Origin of the sequence: Micromonospora chalcea (assembly GCF_028768405.1) — a bacterium.
Lineage (GTDB): Bacteria > Actinomycetota > Actinomycetes > Mycobacteriales > Micromonosporaceae > Micromonospora > Micromonospora chalcea.
Map to the genome: position 1 here is coordinate 1587761 of NZ_CP118233.1, position 16740 is coordinate 1604500.

At 74.0% G+C, this 16740-nt stretch carries 14 protein-coding genes; 7 read left to right on the plus strand and 7 right to left on the minus strand.

Annotated features, from left to right (window positions below; all coding sequences use genetic code 11):
* The first annotated feature begins 251 nt into the window (after positions 1-251).
* The gene (locus PVK74_RS07400) at positions 252-2270 is read left to right on the plus strand and encodes a tachylectin-related carbohydrate-binding protein (RefSeq protein WP_227457181.1); all 2019 of its coding nucleotides are present in this window, start codon (positions 252-254) and stop codon (positions 2268-2270) included.
* Positions 2271-2321: 51 nt separating this feature from the next.
* Here PVK74_RS07400 and PVK74_RS07405 read toward each other — a convergent pair whose 3' ends face one another.
* The 3 genes from PVK74_RS07405 to PVK74_RS07415 are packed head-to-tail and all read right to left on the minus strand — an operon-like array spanning position 2322 to position 4647.
* Complete coding sequence (locus PVK74_RS07405) at positions 2322-2855, minus strand: 2'-5' RNA ligase family protein (RefSeq protein WP_274478616.1); 534 nt, start codon at positions 2853-2855, stop codon at positions 2322-2324.
* A 44-nt stretch (positions 2856-2899) separates the two neighbouring features.
* A complete protein-coding gene (locus tag PVK74_RS07410; protein ID WP_064445796.1) occupies positions 2900-3505 on the minus strand; it encodes a response regulator transcription factor in 606 nt (201 codons plus the stop codon).
* On the minus strand, positions 3502-4647 hold the full coding sequence (locus PVK74_RS07415; protein ID WP_064445795.1) for a sensor histidine kinase: 1146 nt from the start codon (positions 4645-4647) through the stop codon (positions 3502-3504). The genes PVK74_RS07410 and PVK74_RS07415 overlap by 4 nt, the downstream gene beginning before the upstream one ends.
* A gap of 132 nt (positions 4648-4779) precedes the next feature.
* On the opposite strand from PVK74_RS07415, the gene PVK74_RS07420 reads away from it, so the two are divergent.
* Both PVK74_RS07420 and PVK74_RS07425 read left to right on the plus strand, forming a co-directional pair.
* On the plus strand, positions 4780-5607 hold the full coding sequence (locus tag PVK74_RS07420) for a hypothetical protein (RefSeq protein WP_274478617.1): 828 nt from the start codon (positions 4780-4782) through the stop codon (positions 5605-5607).
* A 118-nt stretch (positions 5608-5725) separates the two neighbouring features.
* The gene (locus PVK74_RS07425) at positions 5726-7483 is read left to right on the plus strand and encodes a DEAD/DEAH box helicase (RefSeq protein ID WP_043323686.1); all 1758 of its coding nucleotides are present in this window, start codon (positions 5726-5728) and stop codon (positions 7481-7483) included.
* A 60-nt stretch (positions 7484-7543) separates the two neighbouring features.
* Here the strand turns inward: PVK74_RS07425 and lon are convergent, their stop codons facing one another.
* The gene (gene lon / locus PVK74_RS07430) at positions 7544-9880 is read right to left on the minus strand and encodes an endopeptidase La (protein ID WP_113972817.1); all 2337 of its coding nucleotides are present in this window, start codon (positions 9878-9880) and stop codon (positions 7544-7546) included.
* Between the two features lie 245 nt (positions 9881-10125).
* Between lon and PVK74_RS07435 the strand changes: the two genes are divergently transcribed.
* Positions 10126-10473, plus strand: coding sequence for a histone-like nucleoid-structuring protein Lsr2 (locus tag PVK74_RS07435; RefSeq protein ID WP_043330078.1), 348 nt, complete (start codon positions 10126-10128; stop codon positions 10471-10473).
* Between the two features lie 234 nt (positions 10474-10707).
* Here the strand turns inward: PVK74_RS07435 and PVK74_RS07440 are convergent, their stop codons facing one another.
* Together PVK74_RS07440 and PVK74_RS07445 are read right to left on the minus strand one after the other, a co-directional pair.
* A complete protein-coding gene (locus PVK74_RS07440; RefSeq protein WP_069088576.1) occupies positions 10708-12000 on the minus strand; it encodes a hypothetical protein in 1293 nt (430 codons plus the stop codon).
* Positions 12001-12270: 270 nt separating this feature from the next.
* Positions 12271-13137, minus strand: a complete 867-nt coding sequence (locus tag PVK74_RS07445; RefSeq protein ID WP_274478620.1) for a hypothetical protein — start codon at positions 13135-13137, stop codon at positions 12271-12273.
* Positions 13138-13268: 131 nt separating this feature from the next.
* On the opposite strand from PVK74_RS07445, the gene PVK74_RS07450 reads away from it, so the two are divergent.
* Together PVK74_RS07450 and PVK74_RS07455 are read left to right on the plus strand one after the other, a co-directional pair.
* The gene (locus PVK74_RS07450; RefSeq protein WP_043323680.1) at positions 13269-14360 is read left to right on the plus strand and encodes a DICT sensory domain-containing protein; all 1092 of its coding nucleotides are present in this window, start codon (positions 13269-13271) and stop codon (positions 14358-14360) included.
* A 26-nt stretch (positions 14361-14386) separates the two neighbouring features.
* Positions 14387-15106: a helical backbone metal receptor gene (locus tag PVK74_RS07455; protein ID WP_274478621.1), complete on the plus strand. Its 720-nt coding sequence runs from the start codon at positions 14387-14389 to the stop codon at positions 15104-15106.
* Between the two features lie 14 nt (positions 15107-15120).
* Here PVK74_RS07455 and PVK74_RS07460 read toward each other — a convergent pair whose 3' ends face one another.
* Complete coding sequence (locus PVK74_RS07460; protein ID WP_030499932.1) at positions 15121-15819, minus strand: CBS domain-containing protein; 699 nt, start codon at positions 15817-15819, stop codon at positions 15121-15123.
* A 217-nt stretch (positions 15820-16036) separates the two neighbouring features.
* Here PVK74_RS07460 and PVK74_RS07465 point away from each other — a divergent pair, with 217 nt between their 5' ends.
* Positions 16037-16618, plus strand: a complete 582-nt coding sequence (locus tag PVK74_RS07465) for a hypothetical protein (protein WP_369799256.1) — start codon at positions 16037-16039, stop codon at positions 16616-16618.
* The last annotated feature ends 122 nt before the right edge of the window (positions 16619-16740 follow it).

A 16740-nucleotide genomic window follows, 5' to 3' on the forward strand; every position in this document is an offset into this window, starting at 1 on the left:
ACCGATCGCAACGCCGAGGACAGGAAAAGTCACCCTGAGCGACAACTGTCGGCCATAAGTCCCTTATGTACGACCCGGCAACCCGTCGACCGGACCGGACGCGGGCGGTAGCGGAAACCGTGGGTGTCGTGCATCATGACGCTCGGTCGGCGTTGGGCCGACCTGACAAACGGGGCAGCCACGCATCGGTCGCGGGATCGACGCATATCCGCGCGGCTTTTCCGTGCGCCAATTATCGGGGAGAGTGGAAAGTGGACAAACGTCATCGGACGCTGTGGAGAAATGGTGCACGCCGTCGCACCCTTCTGGGTTTCGGTACGGCGCTGACAATTGCTGCCGGAGCGCTGACGGCTCCGTTCCACGCCGCTCCGGCACAGGCCGCCGACGCATTCAGCTGCACCGGCGCGGTGCCGTTCTTCTACAACACCACAACCGGGCTGCTCTACCGTCGTGACCTGCGCAATCCGCTCACCCCGTCGCTGTCCTGGGGTGCCGACGAAAAGATCGGCTCGAGCGGCTGGACGTTCGGCCGGATCCTCGGCGGCCCCGGCGGCCGCATCTACACCATCAACTCCACCGGCCTGAATCGCTACCGCCGGGTCGGCACTTCCTGGGAACTGGTGGACGGAAAGCAGAACTGGCTGATCAGTTCCAGCTTCACCGGGTACGCGACCGCCGCGTTCCGCGACAAGATCACCGTCGACGAGGCGGGCGACTTCTACCTGATCGACAACGCGGGCAAGCTGCGCTGGTACCGGTTCGACGAGCCGAGCCGCAAGTGGGTGATCTCCGGCAAGGTGATCGACACCGGCTGGGAGAAGTACAACCTGGTCGTCGCCACCAGCCCCGGCGTGCTGTACGCCCGGCTGGCCAGCGGCGGCACGCTGCACCGCTACCGGTTCGACCCGTCGACCGAGCGCTGGCTGATGCGCGACAAGCTGGTCGGCAGCAGCGGCTTCGCCAGCTTCACCAAGGGCCTCTTCACCGCCGGCGGCGACACCCTGTTCGGCGTCCAGTCGACGGGCAAGGTGATCCAGTACCGGTACGACGAAGAGGCCGGCGGGTGGCCGGTGCAGTCACAGAGCATCGACGGGATGAACTTCCCCAACGTGCTCGCCACCACGAACATCTGCCACCAGGGGGCGCTCGTCGGCCCGGTCAAGCCGTCGACCCCGACGCAGCAGCACAGCCCGATCTCGGTGATGCAGGCGCCACCAGCCGACGGCGCCCAGCTCGGCGCCGTCGAGTACTCATACGTCGACAACATCGGCCGGACGATCCACGGCCGGCAGACCAACCCCGACGCGTTCTCGTCGATCCAGTGGACCCCGGTGGAGAGCGTCGAGAGCTCCACCGGCAAGCCCTCGCTGGTGGCGGACAAGTCCCGCAACGTCCGCCTCTTCGCCCACCAGGCCACCAGCGACATCCGCATGCTCACCCAGAGCGCGCCCGGCAGCCCCGCGTGGGGCTCGTGGGCGGGCCTGGCCGGCGGCATGCAGTCCGAGCCGGTCGCGGTCCGTCTCTCCGACGACACCCTCGCCCTGTTCGGCCTGGACGCCAGCGGGGCGCTCTGGGTCCGTCCGCAGGACGGCGACAACGGCGACCTGATCGGCTGGACGAAGCTGGGCGGCTCGGGTCTGACCGGCAACCCCGCTGTCACGGTCGGCACCGACGGGTCGGCCACGATCACCGCGGTCGACGGGACCGGCGCCGTGCAGACCGCGACCTACCGCAACCGGGCGCTGACCACGCCGTTCACCAGCATCGGCGGCAGCGGGCTCACCGGCACCCCGGCCGTGGTGATGATGCCGGGCCGGCGGGCGATGGTCTTCGCCCGCGGCGACGACGGCACCGTCAAGCGGCAGTACCAGAACGCCGACGGCACCTGGAGTGGCACCTGGAGCGCGGTCGGCCCGGCGACGGTCACGGCCGCCGGCAACCCGAGCGCGATCCTCGACCCGAACCTGGGCCGGGTCGTGGTGGTGACCCGCACCACCGACAACACGCTGGCGTCCTCGTGGGAGACCGCGCAGGGCTCCGAGGTGTGGGGCGACTGGGCGGTCTACGGCAGCGCGGAATCGGGCCCGACCTACCCCGCCGACCCGACCCTGTTCACCTTCCAGAACAGCAACGGCACGACGGTGGCGTTCGTGAGCCGTACCCTCAACGGTTCCGTCGCCGCCTTCCAGGCGCAGGACGTGAACGCGCTGGCCCGCGGCACGGGCGCCCCCGGTTTTACCCGGGCGACCGTCCCGCAGCTCAAGCGCTGACCTGAACCGGCCGGCGGACCGCATCAGGTCCGCCGGCCGGCGCGCGTCCGGTCAGCCGCCGGGACGCGGGCAGGCGGCGGTCAGCTCGCTGATCGTGCGGGTGTCGGCGTCGTAGCTGCGCGCCGCCACGAACGCCCCGGCCGGGCGGCCCGCTCCGGCGACCGCCCGGGCCCGGCGCCGGTCCGCGCCGCCGAAGCGCAACGCCAGGCTCAGGTGGGGAATCCAGCGACCGGGCAGATGCCACGAACGCGCACCGGACGCCTCGGCGAGCACGTCCCAGACCGCGCCGTGCAACGCTGCGAGCTGCGGCGTCGGATGGACCAGCCACACCAGCGGCGCGGTGCCGTCGAGCACCGCCACCCGGTCCAGCCGCACCGGCAGCGGCAGCGCCGCGTCGCAGAGGTCGGCCAGTCGCTGCTCGGCGCCGGGCGGGAACTCCTCGACGGAGGCGAGCGTCAGGTGCGGCCGGTTCGTCGGGTGCGTGTTGCGGGCCAGGCTGGGCAGCCCGGCGGCGGCGAGCCGGTCCCAGGCAGCGCGAACCGCCGCTTCCAGTTCGGATGAGCAGAGCAGTTCGACCGTCCGCACGTGATCAGGCTAGCCGCCGGCAGCGTGCCACGACGTCCCGTACCTCAGAGCCAGCCGGCCTCGCGGGCGAGCCGTACCGCTTCGGCCCGGTTCGCGGCGCCGAGCTTCTGCACGCAGGCGCTCAGGTGGTTGCGGACCGTCCCGGCGGCCAGGTGGGTACGCCGGGCGATCACCGCGACCGGGGTGCCCAGCTCAGCCAGGCGCAGCGTCTCCAGCTCGCGTGGTGTCAACGGGCACTCGGGCAGGGTGAGCGCGTCGGCCGCGAGCGCCGGATCGACGTACCGGGCGCCGGAGTGCACGCGGCGGATCACGTCGGCCAGCGCGCCGCCGGGAGCGCCCTTGGCGAGGAAGCCGCGCACTCCGGCGGCCAGCGCCGGCCGGAGCTGGGCGGGGCGGCCGTGTCCGGTGAGGATCACCGGGGCGCAGCCGGGCAGCGCCCGGGTCAGCTCGGCGGCGACCTCGACCCCGCCGGGCGCCGGCATCTCCAGGTCGAGCACGGCGACGTCCGGCCGGTGGGCAAGCGCCGCGTCCAGGGCCGCGCGCCCGTCGCCCGCGTGCGCCACCACCTCGATGTCCGGCTCCAGGTCGAGCAGCGCGGCGAGGGCGAGCCGGATCAGCTCCTCGTCGTCGGCCAGCAGCACCCGGATCATCGCGCCACCGGCACGGTCGCGACCAGGCTGAACACGCCGTCGGCGGCGTCCGCCCGGACCCGGCCGCCGACCGGGGCGAGCCGGTCGGACAGGCCGCGCAGGCCGCCGCTGAGCCGGTCCGGGCCGTCGCCGTCACGCACGCCGTCGTTGCGTACGGTCAGCGTCACCGCCGTGTCCTCCCGGGTGATCTCGATCCGGCACCAGCCGGCCCGGCTGTGCCGCAGCACGTTCGTCCCGGCCTCACGCAGCACCGCGGCCAGGTCGGCGGCGACCGGACCGGGCACCTCGCCGGACGGCGGGACCACAGTCGTGCGTACGCCGCTGGAGCGCAGCACCTCCCCCACCGCGGCGGCCTGCTCGGCCAGGTCGACGGCGCGGTAGCCGTGCACCGCCGCGCGTACCCGGGTCAGCGCCGTTGCGGCGAGCCGCCGCGCCTGCGCCGCCTCCCGGGCGGCCCGGTCCGGGTCGGTCGGCGCCAGCCGCTCGGCCAGCTCGGCCTTCAGCGCGATCACCGTCAGGTCGTGGCCGAGCAGGTCGTGCACGTCCCGGGCGAAGCGCAGCCGTTCCTCGGCGGCGGCCAGCCGGGCCTGGGCGGCCTGCCCCTGCCGGGCCTCGACCAGCAGGTCCCAGAACCAGACCTGGACCCAGGTGAGCGCGGCTATCCCGGCCCCCACCAGGCCGGTGACCAGCAGCGCCGTGGTCAGCGGGCCATCGGTCCACCAGGTGACGGCCGCGGACGCCGCGAGGACGCCGGCCGCCGCCACCGCCGCCACGACGGGCCGGAACAGCAGCGGCGTCATGCCGACCAGCGACGCGCCGAGCCACGCCCAGGTGGGCCAGGAGCCGGCCGCGACCGGGCCGAGCAGCGGCAGGCTGAGCAGCGCCGCCACGGTCAGCGCGGCGTGCCGGCGGCGGCGCGCCGGCACGGGCAGCCACGGCGTGACGGCGGCGTGCAGCACCGCGACCTGGGCGGCGGTGAACACGAGCAGCCCGGCGGCGCCGAGCGCGACGCGTACCGGGTCGGGTTCGCGGGCCAGTCCGACCGCTGGCAGCAGCACCGTCGTCCACACGTTCGTGGCCAGCGACAGCAGCGTGACCCGCCGGGCCCGGCGCAGCCGGTGGTCCGCCGGATCGACGCTCATGCCCGCTGATCCTAGGGCGTGCACCGGTCCGCCCACTCCTGAGAAACGTCACGGCCGGGCCGTGCGATCCGCACGGTTTCCCGATGACTGACGCGCCTTCTCCGGTGCGCCCGGCGGCGGCAGGGTCGGGGCATGACGGAGATGACTGTGGTCGTACCCCGGCGGTGGGCCGGGTGGGCGCGGACGCGGCACCTGGCCGCGATGGTGGTGGCGATGCTGGCCGGGATGGTGCTGCTCGGGCCGCTGTGGCGGGTGGGCGCGGACGTGCTGGGCGGCGCGGCGGTGCTGGCGCGGCCGGACGTGGGCGCGCTGGTGATGGCGACGAACATGGCGGCGGGCATGGCCGCGTGGATGTGGCACCGGGGGTACGGGCGGGCCGCCACCGCGGAGATGTCGGCGGCCATGTACGTGCCGTTCCTGCTGCTGCTCCCGCCCTGGTGGGCGGGGTGGGCCGGGGACGACGCGCTGCTGCTCGGCGGCCACCTGCTGATGGTGCCGGCGATGCTGCTGGTGGCGCTGCGGCACCGGCACACGTCCGCCGCGCCGCCCCGCCGACACCCGGTCGCGGCAGCCGTGGCGCGCGGGTGGCCGGCCGGGCTGGCGCTGCTCATGACCGTGGACATGTGGTTCGCGCCGACCGTCTTCGCGCCGTGGACGCTGCTGGTCCTGCCGGCCGGCTACCTGCTGATCGGCACCTGGCGGCGGCAGTGGGGCGACCGGCGCGCGCTGGCCGCGCAGCTCGCCGGGGCGGCCGGATGGGGCGGCCTGGCGGTCGTGGCGACGGTCGCGTCCGCCGACGTCGCCGGGGTGCTCGTCGGCGTGGGCTGGCTCGTCCACGCCGCCTGGGACGCCTGGTACCACCGCACCGGCGCGGTGGTGCCGCGCGGGTACGCGCTGTGGTGCGCGGTGTTCGACGTCGCGGTCGGTTTCACCACGTTGCTGGCCGTCCTGTCCCGGTGATCCGGCGGGGGCACGGGGCCACGCCGGACCACCCGGAGGGGACGGCACGCAGGTGGCGCGGCGAACGTTTGGCCCGGTCGCCGCGACCGCCGCGCGGCGGTGATGAAAAACTTGTCGCATGACCGCCGCACCGACCCCGACCGACCCCGCCATTCCCGCCGACGCCGAGGACGCCACCGCCTTCGCGGATCTCGGGCTGCGCACCGAGTTGCTGGGCGCGCTGGCCGCGCTCGGCTACGAGGAACCCACCCCGATCCAGCGGGAGGCGATCCCCCCGCTGCTGGCCGGGCAGGATCTGCTGGGACAGGCGGCGACCGGTACGGGCAAGACCGCCGCGTTCGCGCTGCCGCTGCTGCAGCGGATGCCGGTGGGACGGCCGGACGGCGACCCGGTGTCGCTGGTGCTGGTGCCGACCCGTGAGCTGGCCGTGCAGGTCTCCGAGGCGTTCCACCGCTACGGCAAGGACCTGGGCGCCCGGGTGCTGCCGATCTACGGCGGGCAGCCGATCGGCCGGCAGCTGCGCGCGCTCGACCACGGGGTCGACGTGGTGGTCGCGACGCCGGGCCGGGCCCTGGACCACATCGCCCGGGGCACGCTGCGGCTGGGCGCGCTGGCCACGGTGGTGCTGGACGAGGCGGACGAGATGCTCGACATGGGCTTCGCCGAGGACATCGAGGCGATCCTGGAGCACGCGCCGGCCGGCCGGCAGACGGTGCTGTTCTCGGCCACCATGCCGGCTCGCATCGACGGGCTGGCCCGGCAGCACCTGACCGATCCGGTCCGGATCCAGATCGAGCGGGAGCGGCCGGTCGCCGGGGAGGCGCCCCGGGTACGGCAGAGCGCGTACATCGTGGCCCGGGGGCACAAGCCGGCCGCGCTGGGCCGGGTGCTGGACGTGGAGTCGCCGACCGCGGCGATCGTGTTCTGCCGCAGCCGCGAGGAGGTCGACCGGCTCACCGAGACGATGAACGGCCGGGGCTACCGGGCCGAGGCGCTGCACGGCGGGATGAGCCAGGAGCAGCGGGACCGGGTGATGGGCCGGCTGCGCGCCGGTACGGCGGACCTGCTGGTCGCCACCGACGTGGCCGCCCGGGGGCTGGACGTCGAGCAGCTCACCCACGTGGTCAACTACGACGTCCCGTCGGCGCCGGAGTCGTACGTGCACCGGATCGGCCGGGTCGGCCGGGCCGGGCGGGAGGGTGTGGCGATCACGCTCGCCGAGCCGCGCGAGCACCGGATGCTCAAGACCATCGAGCGGGTCACCGGCCAGCGGATCACCATCGACAAGATCCCCACGGTGGCGGACATGCGCACCCGGCGGCTGGAGCTGACCCAGGGCGCGCTGCGGGAGAGCCTGCTGGAGGACGACCTCGACCCGTACCGGGTGATCGTCGAGTCGCTGACCGACGAGTTCGACCTGGTGGAGGTGGCGCTGGCGGCGGTGAAGCTGGCGCACGAGGCGACGTCGCCCGGCTCGGACGACGAGGAGGAGATCCCGCAGGTTCCGGTCCGGGGCCCGCGCGAGGGCCGCCCGGAGACCGGTGGGCGGGGCGAGCGCCGGGGCCCGGGCCGTCCGCGTACCGGGGGGACCACCCAGGTCTTCATCGGGCTGGGCCGACGCGCCGGGGTACGGCCGCAGGACCTGGTCGGCGCGATCACCGGGGAGACCCGGATCAGTGGCCGGGACATCGGCTCGATCGAGATCGCCGACCGGTTCTCGCTGGTCGAGGTGCCGCAGGCGGTGGCCGACGAGATCATCTCAGGGCTGCGGGGCACCACGATCAAGGGCCGTAAGGCGACCGTACGCCGGGACCGGGACGGCGACGGTTCCGGTGAGCGCCGCGACCGGGGTTACGAGCGGCGCGACCGGCGCTGAGCGCGGGCGGACACGGCGTCGCCCCGGCCACCGTGCGTACGGTGGCCGGGGCGACGGCCGTCAGGCCGCGGCGAGCGCCGGGCCGTCCAGCGCCTGCGTGTCGAGTTCGGCTGGGCGCAGCGCCAGCGCGAGCACGTCCGCCACGTCGGACAGGGTGTGCACGGTCAGCGCCTCCCGCACCTGCGCCGGCAGGTCGTCCAGGTCCGGCTCGTTGCGCTTCGGGATGATCACCTCGGTGAGACCGGCCCGGTGCGCGGCGAGCAGCTTCTGCTTCACCCCGCCGATCGGCAGCACCCGGCCGGAGAGCGTCACCTCGCCGGTCATCCCGAACTCGGGCCGCACCGGACGCCCGGTCACCAGTGAGGCCAGCGCGGTCACCATGGTGATGCCGGCGCTCGGGCCGTCCTTCGGTACCGCGCCCGCCGGGACGTGCAGGTGGATCCGCCGCCCGGCCAGCGCGTTCGGGTCCAGCCCGTAGCGCCGCCCGTTCGATCGCAGGTACGACCACGCGATGTGCGCGGACTCCTTCATCACGTCGCCGAGCTGCCCGGTGAGCGTCAGCCCGGGCTCGCCCTCCATGGTGGTGGCCTCGATGAACAGCACGTCGCCACCGGCGCCGGTGACGGCCAGGCCGGTCGCCACGCCGGGCACGGCGGTCCGCTCGGCCGACTCCGGGGTGAACTTCGGCCGGCCCAGGTAGCGGGCCAGGTTCCCGGCGTCCACGTGTACCGGCGCGGCGTCCGTGGCGAGCGCGACGGCCACCTTGCGCAGGATCTTCGCCAGGGCCCGTTCGAGCTGCCGGACACCGGCCTCCCGGGTGTACTCGCCCGCGATCAGCGCCAGCGCGTCGTCGGCGACGCTCACCTCCTCCCCGGTCAGCCCGGCCCGCTCCCGCTGCCGGGGCAGCAGGTGGTCGCGGGCGATGGCCACCTTCTCGTCCTCGGTGTAGCCGTCCAGCGCGACCAGCTCCATCCGGTCCAGCAGCGGGCCGGGGATCGCCTCCACCACGTTGGCGGTGGCGAGGAACAGCACGTCGGACAGGTCGAGGTCGACCTCCAGGTAGTGGTCGCGGAACGTGTGGTTCTGCGCCGGGTCGAGCACCTCCAGCAGAGCCGCCGCCGGGTCGCCGGAGTAGCCGGCGGCCAGCTTGTCGACCTCGTCGAGCAGCACGACCGGGTTCATCGAGCCGGCCTCGCGCAGCGCCCGCACGATCCGGCCGGGCAGCGCGCCGACGTAGGTGCGCCGGTGGCCGCGGATCTCCGCCTCGTCCCGGACGCCGCCGAGGGAGACGCGGACGAAGTTGCGGCCCAGCGCCCGGGCGACCGACTCGCCGAGGCTGGTCTTGCCGACACCGGGCGGGCCGGCCAGGGCGAGCACCGCGCCGGAGCCGCGTCCGCCGACCACGCCGAGGTTGCGCTCCGCGCGCCGGTTGCGCACCGCGAGGTACTCCAGGATGCGGTCCTTCACGTCGGCCAGGCCGGCGTGGTCGGCGTCGAGCACGGCCCGCGCCGCGGCCAGGTCCGTGTTGTCAGCGGTACGCGTGCTCCACGGCATCTCCAGCACGGTGTCCAGCCAGGTACGGATCCAGCCCGCCTCGGGTGAGGCGTCGCTGGCCCGTTCCAGCTTGCCGACCTCGCGCAGCGCCGCCTCGCGTACCTTCTCCGGCAGGTCGGCGGACTCCACCCGGGAGCGGTAGTCGGCGGAGCCGTCGGGCTCGTCCTCGCCGAGTTCCTTGCGGATCGCGGCGAGTTGCTGGCGGAGCAGGAACTCGCGCTGGGACTTCTCCAGCCCTTCGCGCACGTCGCTGTTGATCTGCTCGGTGACCTCCTGCTCGGCCAGGTGCTCCTTCACCCAGCCGACCAGCAGCTCCAGCCGGGCGGTGACGTCCGGCGCGGCGAGCAGCTCGGTCTTCTGCGCCAGGCTGAGCCAGGGCGCGTAGCCGGCCGAGTCGGCCAGCTCGGACAGGTCCGTCATCCGCTCCATCGCGTCGATCACCTGCCAGGCGCCGCGCTGCTGGAGCACCGAGGTCATGAGCGCGCGGTACTCGCGGGCGAGTTCCCGGGCGCGGCCCGCCGGGGCGGGCTCGTCGAGGGTCGCGGCCTCGACCCAGAGCGCGGCGCCGGGACCGGGCACGCCGGAGCCGATACGGGCCCGGACGAGACCGCGGATCACGGCGGCCGGCTCGCCGCTGGGCAGCCGGCCCACCTTCTCGATCGTGGCGACCACGCCGACGGAGCCGTACTCGCCGTCGAGGCGGGGCACGGCCAGGAGTTCCTTGTCGCCGGTGGCGCGGGCCGCGTCGACGGCGGCCTGGGTGGTCGGGTCGAGGGTGACCGGGATGACCATCCCGGGCAGCAGGACGGTGTCGGTCAGGGGAAGTACCGGAAGAGTTGCCATCGGACACCTGCCATCACGTTGGTTGAGCGTGCCTGGCTCAAGTAACAAAAGGTGTCCCTTGTTCCGGGTTGTGACCCACGCCACTGTCCGGCCTTCCCGACGCCTGTTCGCGCACCGGTCCTCTATTGGCCGCGACGCTTACCTGGCACGACCCGCCGAATGCAAAGAGGCGGGTATTGTTGCGAAATTACCGTGAGGTAAGTCAGACTCTTAGCACACCCCGCCCGACACAGGGAGTAATGGCGATGGCAAGGAAAGTAATCACCGTTCTGACCGACGACCTCGACGGCGGAAAGGCCGATCGGACCGTCGAGTTCAGCCTGGACGGCGTGGCGTACACGATCGACGTGTCCGACGAGAACGCGGGCGTTCTGCGCAAGGCGCTGGACCCGTACATCAGCGCTGGCAGGCGGATCGGCCGCGGCGCCACCGAGGTCGCCCGCGCCACCCGGCGCGCGGGCCGGCCGAGCACCTCGGGAATGGACCGCGAGCAGAACCGCGCCATCCGCGAATGGGCAGCCAAGAACGGGTACGAGATTTCCGAGCGCGGGCGCATCCCGGTGTCGGTCGTCGAGGCGTACAAGAACCGCTGAGCGCTAAACACTCACCGTCGGGTATCCCAGGGTCACGCTGAGAAATCGCAGCGCCCGGCCGGCCTTTTGTGTTGTCGGTGACTTTCATCGGGCTGGAGTCCGACGGCACGAAACTTCTTCCCGGAACGATTCCCACGCTCCCCTGCCGGACCCGCCTCGCGTACCCACCACGCGGACACGACACGGCCGCGGCCACCCGGACGGTTCCCGGGCGGCCGCGGCCGTCGCGTGTCCTCAGTTGACCCGGATGCGCACCACGTCGATGGCGGGAGTCTGGTTCGCCCGCTCCATCATCGGGATGCGGTGCGAGCCGTCACCGGCCCAGACCGCGCACTGCGCCACGCCCGACTGCGCCAGGCCCGGGATCTGGATCAGCACGTCGTCCGGCTGGTTGCCGCCGCGGCCGTCCTCGGTGGCGACGAAGAACGCCGGCACGTCCTGCGGGTTCGGGGGCTGCCGGGTGCTGCCGAGCATCCGGCAGGCGGTGTGGAAGTGGCCGCGCACCAGGCCCTGACCGTTGAGCAGCGAGCTCTCCAGGTAGTAGCCGCCCTGCCCGGCCGCGAGGAAGCGGTCCCGCACCAGGTTCTTGGTGGTCACCCGGAGCGTGAACGGCTGGTTGCGCCGCACCTGGTTCGGGAACTGCGTGATCAGCAGCGACGGGTTGTTCGCCGCGGCGCCCACCTCACCGAACGCGGTGCTGACGCACCGGTTGCCGTTCTGGAAGCCGTCGTGCCCCTGCAGCTGGCTGCCGGAGCAGTCCTTGGCGAGCACGTTCAGCCCGTTGCCGCCACCGTTGTTCTGGCCGCCGCCGTTGTTGTTCCCGCCGCCGTTGTTCCCGCCGTTCTGGCCCCCGTTCTGACCGCCGTTGTTGTTGCCGCCGTTCTGACCCCCGCCGTTCTGACCCCCACCGTTGCCGGGGACGTCGGTCAACGCGCACCGGGCGAACTGGTCCAGCCCCTGCGGGCGCTGGCCGAACCGGCCGATGGCGGTGGCGATCCGGTTCAGCGCCGCGGTCCGCTTGTCCGCGAGCGGACCCAGGATCGCGTTGTTGATGAACTCGCCCCCGTTGCGGCCCTCCGCCGCGAGCCGCCGGTTCGCCTCAGCGATCTGGGACGTCAGCGCCGCCAGTTCTCGATCCACCTCGGCACGGGCCCGGCCGGGCACCTGCGGCAGCCGACCCCGGACGTCCGGGCAGGTCACGGTCGGAGTGCCGGCGCCGGCGCCACCCGCGGTCGTCTGCTGGCACTCGGCCGGCGACATCTGGCCGTCGCCCCAGTGGTTACGGACCCAGCGGCCGTTCTGCCAGGTACGGGTGCTGCTGCCCTGGCCGTCCGGGGCGGTCGCCCCCGGGCTGGCGGGCACACAGGACGCCGAGGCGGCGCGCGTGGTCGTCCGCCGGTCCTGGGCGGACGAGATCTGGGTGACGGCCACGATGCCGCCGAAGACCGCGAGCGTGCCGACCACTGCCAGCACCCGCTTGCTCCGCGCGTTACCGGATGACCGGCGCGCCCGTGTGGACCTGCGCATCGAATTGCTCTCCTTCTCGATCCGGTAGTTGACTGGTGATCCCGGCGGACCGATGAATTCGGGGTGTGAGATCACTGCGACGCTCGGGTCGCGCGTCGATGGCCGACGATGCCCTTTCCGCATCGTCTCCGCGCCGTCCGGGCGCGGCGGGGAAGTCTGCGTCCATTCCCGATGAGGTACGGAGCGCCGTCGGCGAAGGTTCAACCGGAGATCGAAAAAAATCGGGACGTGCCGGGCCGGGGTCGGCTCGGCGCCGCGGCCAGGAAGGATTCAGTCCGCGCAGAGGTGGTCGAAGGCGAAGCCGCCGTCGAAGGAGTCCCGCCGGGCCGCGAGCGCGCGCACCCGACCGCGAAGCTCCTCCCGGTCCACCAGGGACGCCCCGGCGGCGTCGAGATCGCGCAGTCGCTCCCCCAGCGCCATCGCGGCCAGGTCCTCGGCGAGCCGGCCCGGGTCCACGCCGCAGGAGAATCCCCGCGACGTCAGCCGTACCCGCTCCAGCAGGCAGCCGCCGGGCCGCACCTCGACCCAGCACCAGCCCTCCGCCGGGCCGCCGGCCCAGCGCACGTGCAGCCCGCGCACGATCGGGTCGGCGATCCGGCCGGCCACGTACGCCTCGACCGCCTCGACCCGCGCGAGCGCCCCGAGGTCGTTCACCGGTCCACGCCGGCCGTCCGGCAGCCGGCCGATGATGTCCCGGAAGCCGACCGCGTCCCCGGCGTCCGGGTCGGTGCCCTCGGCATAGGCCCGCGCGTCCAGGACGTACTCGACGAAGCGGCGGACGTGATCGGCGCCGCGCAGCGTCGGTGACTCGACCCGCAGCAGCGGCAGGCCGACGGCGGCGGACACCGCGTCTGTCAGCCGTTCCTCCCGGCGGGCGGGCGACCCGTCGGACGCGGGCGCGGTGAACCGCACCGCGAAGCGCGGCAGGCCGGTGTCGGCGGCGCCGACCACCAGGTCCAGCGGCGCCCGCCCGGCCGTGCTCCACTGGTTGCCGGTGACCCCCGGCGGACGGCCCTGCACCAGCTCGCCGAGCCGCCGGCCGGCGTACCCGACGTGCCCGTGGCGGGTCAGGCACGGCGTCGCGCCGGACGGGACCGGCCGCAGCCAGGAGGCGGTCACGCTGCCGGTGTTCGTCATCTCGCCCCGCCCCCCATCGTCCGGTCGACGCCCGAGTGTAGGGCGTCGGGCGTCCGCTCCGGCGGTGCGGTGGAGCACGCCGGGGCCCGCCGACCGGTGCGCAGCCGCGTCCGTGCCTCTAGGCTCTGCCCGTGCACAGCGGACGGACCCCGGAGCAGTTCACCAAACGCAGTCTCGTCGCCCTCTCCCACGCCATCGAGCGGGCCGCGCTCGCCGAGGCCGAGGACGGCCCGCTGATCGTGTTCGCCCTGTTCCAGCGGCTGCCGTACTTCGACCGGGAGCGCGAGGTCTACCGGCGCATCGCCGGCCGCGCCGCGGCGACGGTGGTGGCGATGGTCGGCGGCCCGCCGCCCGACCTGCCCGAGCGCACGTACGGCGTGACGCTCGACGAGGCGGAGGAGCTGGCCCGCGAGTGGAGCGTGGTGGTGCTGAGCCCCCGGTTCGGCGCCACCCTCGTGGCCCACGACCGCGCCGAGGCGACGCCCGCGCCGACGCTGGAAGCCGGCCGGCTCTTCGACGGCCGCTGGGGATTCCGCCGGGACGAGGCGCTGCACGAGGCCATCCGGCTGCGCGAACAACTCGCCGAGCGGCTGCCCGCCGAGGCGCGCACGGCGCTGGACGAGGCGATCGCCCGGGTGCGCGACATCCCGGCCGGACCGGGCGAGCCGCGCGCCGAGGCGGCGCTGCGGCTGCTGGCCCGCCGCGCCGACCGGGTCACGCCGCCGGTCCAGCCCGCCGAGGCGTTCCTGGACGAGCCGGGCCTGCGCCGGTGGGCCGGCATGGACGGGGTGACCGCCTCGGGCACGCTGCCGGTGGCGCTGGTCGGCCTGCGGGTGGACGAGCCGCCCGGCTCGCCGGAACGGTTCGGCCGGCGCAACGGCGCCCGGGAGGGCCATGCCGTGCTCGCCGCCGTCACCGGCGCGCTGCGCCCGGTCGACCGCGCGCTGCGGGTCGCCGAGAACGAGTACCAGCTCCTGCTCCCCGGGCTGGACGAGCCGGCCGCGCTCGAGGTGGTGCGCCGCCTGCACGACGCGATCGCCGCGCTCGCCAAGTCGTACCCGTTCCTGGTTTACACGATGCACGCGGCGGTCGGGGTGAGCACCCGGCGGCCGCTGCCCACCGCGGACCTGCGCGCCGCCGTCGACTGGGCGGCCCGCAAGGGCCTGCCGGTGGCGGGCCTGCCGCCGGAGACGGCCGACGCCGCGACCGCGCCGGCCCGCTGATCCGCGGTACGAGGGGAGAACACGCCGTGCGGGTGGTGTCGCTGGTGCCGTCGCTGACCGAGGCGGTGGCGGCCACCCGCCCGGAGGTGCTGGTCGGGGCGACCGACTGGTGCACCCATCCGGCCGGGCTGGACGTCGCCCGGGTCGGCGGGACGAAGTATCCGGACCTGGACCGGGTGCTCGCCCTCAAACCGGATCTGGTGCTGCTCAACGAGGAGGAGAACCGGCTGGCCGACGCCGAGGCGTTGCGCGCGGCCGGGGTGCCGGTGCGGGTCACGTTCCCGCGTACCGTGCCGGAGGCGCTCGACCAGCTCGGAGAGCTGGTGGTCGCGCTCGGCGCGCCGGCCGAGCCGCCGTGGCTGACGGCGGCCCGTCGCGCCTGGGCGGCCCTGGGCACGCCGGCGCGCGTCCGCACCGCTGTGGTGCCGGTGTGGCGGCGCCCGTGGGTGGTGCTCGGCCGGGACACGTTCGCCGGGGACGTGCTGGCCCGGCTCGGCGTGCTCAACGGCTGGGCCGGGGACGCGGAACGCTATCCCCGGCCCGCTCTCGACGAGCTGCGCGCCCGGTCACCGGAGCTGGTGGTGCTGCCCGACGAGCCGTACCGGTTCACCGCCGACGACGGGCCGGAGGCGTTCCCGGGGGTGCCGGCGGCGCTGGTGTCCGGCCGGCACCTCACCTGGTACGGCCCGTCGCTGGCCGAGGCCCCGGCGCTGCTCGCCGCCCAGCTCGCGAGCGCCACCGCCTGACCGCGCCGGCACGCTCAGGCAACCGGGGTGGCGTGCACCGGGTCCAGCTCCATCAGCGTGGTGTCGTCCAGGTCGTACCCGATCGCGTTGTGCACGGCGACCACGCCCGCGACCTGTCCGGCCAGGCGACCGGCGAGCTCGACGGCGCTGCGCCGGTCCAGCCGACCGTCCATGGTGACCTCGCCGCCGCGGACCTGCACCGTGACCAGGCCGTCGCGGACCGACAGCACCCGGCGCAGCACCTCGTGCACCACCTCCTCGCGGATCTCCGCGTCGGTACGCAGGTGCACCCGGAGCAGGTCACCACGGGTGACGATGCCGGACAGCCGGCCCAGGTCGTCCAGCACCGGCACCCGCTTGACCGCCTCGCGGTCCATAAGCCGAGCCGTCGCGGCCAGCGAGGCGCGCTCGTGGGTGGTGACCGCCGGTGCGGTCATCAGGTCCCCGGCCACCAGCGCGTCGGCCTTCTCCCGGGCGGTACGGCGCCGCCGCCCCTCGAACACCCGGCGCTCGTCCGGGTGACCGGCCCGCTCCACCTTGTGCAGCAGGTCCGCCTCGGAGATCACGCCGAGCACCCGGTGGAACGAGTCGACCACCGGCACGCCGCTGATCCGCTTACGCACCAGCACGTCGACGATCTCGCGGTACGGGGTCTGCTCCGTCACCGCCGCGACGTCCCTGGTCATCACGTCGGCCACCTGCCACGTCCTCATCACGACCTCCTCGTACCGGGCCTTCACCGGCGACGATAGGCCGCCGCAAACGCCCTGGTCAGGGGCGGCGGACCGGCGGGGAGGGGCCGACCGGACCGGGTACGGACGGGACCAATGACCCGGTCATCAGGGCACCGGTAGACCCTGCTCCAGGAGGCGGCGCGGCGGTGGAATGAATGTGCCACCGGGAAGCGCGGTGCGAGGCACAGGAAGGGACGTGGAGACCATGACCGCGACAATCGAGCGGACCCCCGCCGTCAAGCGGACCCCCGCCGCCACCACCGCTCCGGCGGCGCACATCGAGACCACCCGGCAGAAGGCCACCCGGTACGTGTGGGCCGGCCTGCGGCTCGCGCTGGGCTGGATCTTCCTCTGGGCCTTCCTCGACAAGATGTTCGGCCTCGGCCACGAGACCGCGGCGAAGAACGCCTGGATCAACGGCGGCAGCCCGACCAAGGGCTTCCTGGGCAACGCGGTCGAGGGCCCGTTCGCGGACCTCTACCGGAACATCGCCGGCGCGGCCTGGGCGGACACGCTGTTCATGCTCGGCCTGCTCGGCATCGGTGTCGCGCTGATGCTCGGCATCGGCATCCGGATCGCCGCCGTGGCCGGCGGACTGCTCCTGGTCCTGATGTGGACGGCCGTGCTGCCCCCGGCGAACAACCCCTTCATGGACGACCACCTCATCTACGCGGGCCTGTTGGCCGGTCTCGCCCTGGTGGGCGCCGGCAACACCCTCGGCCTCGGCCGGATCTGGGCGAAGCTCCCCCTGGTCCAGCGTCTCCCCTGGCTGAAGTGAACCAGCCCGCTGCGGGGCGGGCGTCGCCGACAGGCGGCGCCCGCCCCCTTCTCGTGTCCCCGCCACGCCGGTGTGCGGGGACCGGCGCGTATCGGCCGGTCGCGATCCGGCAGGATCGACGG

Bases quoted from the DNA above. Each gene is read 5' to 3' on its own strand.
- PVK74_RS07460 (WP_030499932.1), bottom strand. From the start codon at position 15,819: ATGAGGACGTGGCAGGTGGCCGACGTGATGACCAGGGACGTCGCGGCG.
- PVK74_RS07410 (WP_064445796.1), bottom strand. From the start codon at position 3,505: ATGATCCGGGTGCTGCTGGCCGACGACGAGGAGCTGATCCGGCTCGCC.
- PVK74_RS07445 (WP_274478620.1), bottom strand. From the start codon at position 13,137: ATGACGAACACCGGCAGCGTGACCGCCTCCTGGCTGCGGCCGGTCCCG.
- PVK74_RS07420 (WP_274478617.1), top strand. From the start codon at position 4,780: ATGACGGAGATGACTGTGGTCGTACCCCGGCGGTGGGCCGGGTGGGCG.
- PVK74_RS07440 (WP_069088576.1), bottom strand. From the start codon at position 12,000: ATGCGCAGGTCCACACGGGCGCGCCGGTCATCCGGTAACGCGCGGAGC.
- PVK74_RS07435 (WP_043330078.1), top strand. From the start codon at position 10,126: ATGGCAAGGAAAGTAATCACCGTTCTGACCGACGACCTCGACGGCGGA.
- PVK74_RS07425 (WP_043323686.1), top strand. From the start codon at position 5,726: ATGACCGCCGCACCGACCCCGACCGACCCCGCCATTCCCGCCGACGCC.
- PVK74_RS07415 (WP_064445795.1), bottom strand. From the start codon at position 4,647: ATGAGCGTCGATCCGGCGGACCACCGGCTGCGCCGGGCCCGGCGGGTC.
- lon (WP_113972817.1), bottom strand. From the start codon at position 9,880: ATGGCAACTCTTCCGGTACTTCCCCTGACCGACACCGTCCTGCTGCCC.